The sequence below is a fragment of the Nocardioides sp. genome, from assembly GCF_004803405.1.
GTDB lineage: Bacteria > Actinomycetota > Actinomycetes > Propionibacteriales > Nocardioidaceae > Nocardioides > Nocardioides vastitatis.
In genome coordinates, this window is sequence record NZ_SSXI01000172.1 from 1 (window position 1) to 1,081 (window position 1,081).

Sequence of the window (1,081 nt, forward strand, 5' to 3'; positions counted from 1 at the left end):
GACGGCCGGCGAGGAGCCCCTCGTCCACCAGCCGCTGGTAGGCGTCCACGACCACACCGCGGGAGACGCCCAGCTGCTCGGCCAGGACGCGGGTGGACGGCAGGGGCGCGCCGACCGCGAGCCGTCCGTCGGCGATCGCCTCGCGGACCGCGCCGCTGAGCCAGGTGGCCATCCCGCTGGTGGGGGCGTCGGCCGGGTCGAGCTGGAGGAAGTCGGTCCCGGTCAAATGGTCCTCCACTTCGGGACAGGATTGGCTCTGTCGTGAGTACCAATCCTGCGGGAGATTCGCAGCCATGACCAGTGCGACGGCGACGCTCGCCTCTCCCGTCCGCCCGGTCTCGCGGGTTCGCGGCACCACGCTCGCGGCTCTCGGCATGGCGTGCGTGGGGAGCAGCGTGGCCGTGTCCGCGACGATCGTCGACGCACCTTTGTTCACGCTCCAGGCCGTCCGCTACGCGATCGCGGCCCTCATCCTGCTCGTCACGTTCCGGCTGACCGGCCGCCGCGTCCCCCGGCCGCGCGGGACCGAGTGGCTCTGGCTCGCCGCGGTCTCCGTCACCGGCCTGGTCATCTTCAACGTGGCCGTCGTCCGCGGGGTCGACCACGCCGAGCCCGCCGTGATCGGTGTCGCGGTGGCCGCCGTGCCCGTCCTCCTGGCGATCGTGCCGGCCCTCGTCCGACGGCGGCGCCCCCCGGTCCTGCTCGCCGTCGGAGCGCTGGTCGTGACGGCGGGCGCCGTGCTCGTCCAGGGCACCGGGCGGACCGACGCGGCGGGCGTCGGATACGCGATGCTCGCCCTCGCCTGCGAGGCGGGGTTCACCCTCTGCGCACTGCCGGTGCTCCTTCGGCTCGGACCGGCCGGGGTGTCCTTCCACAGCGTCTGGATGGCCGCCGCCGGTCTCGCCGTCCTCGGCATCGGGACCGAGGGAGCCCGCGCCGCCGGCGAGCTGGACCTCTCTGACGCGGTGGCGGCACTGTGGCTCGCGGTCGTGGTCACCGCCGTCGCGTTCCTGCTGTGGTACGCCGCCGTCGGGGCCATCGGCGCGGGGCGCGCCGGCCTTTTCACCGGGGTGGTCCCGAT

Annotated in this window: 2 protein-coding genes; one reads left to right on the top strand and one right to left on the bottom strand. The window is 74.5% G+C overall.

Going from position 1 to position 1,081, the window contains the following annotated elements; all coding sequences use genetic code 11:
* The coding region (locus E7Z54_RS12220; RefSeq protein WP_206056179.1) for a GntR family transcriptional regulator at positions 1–226 on the bottom strand (226 nt) is incomplete at its 3' end.
* 67 nt (positions 227–293) lie between these two features.
* On the opposite strand from E7Z54_RS12220, the gene E7Z54_RS12225 reads away from it, so the two are divergent.
* On the top strand, positions 294–1,081 hold a 788-nt coding region (locus E7Z54_RS12225), incomplete at its 3' end, for a DMT family transporter (protein WP_136434064.1).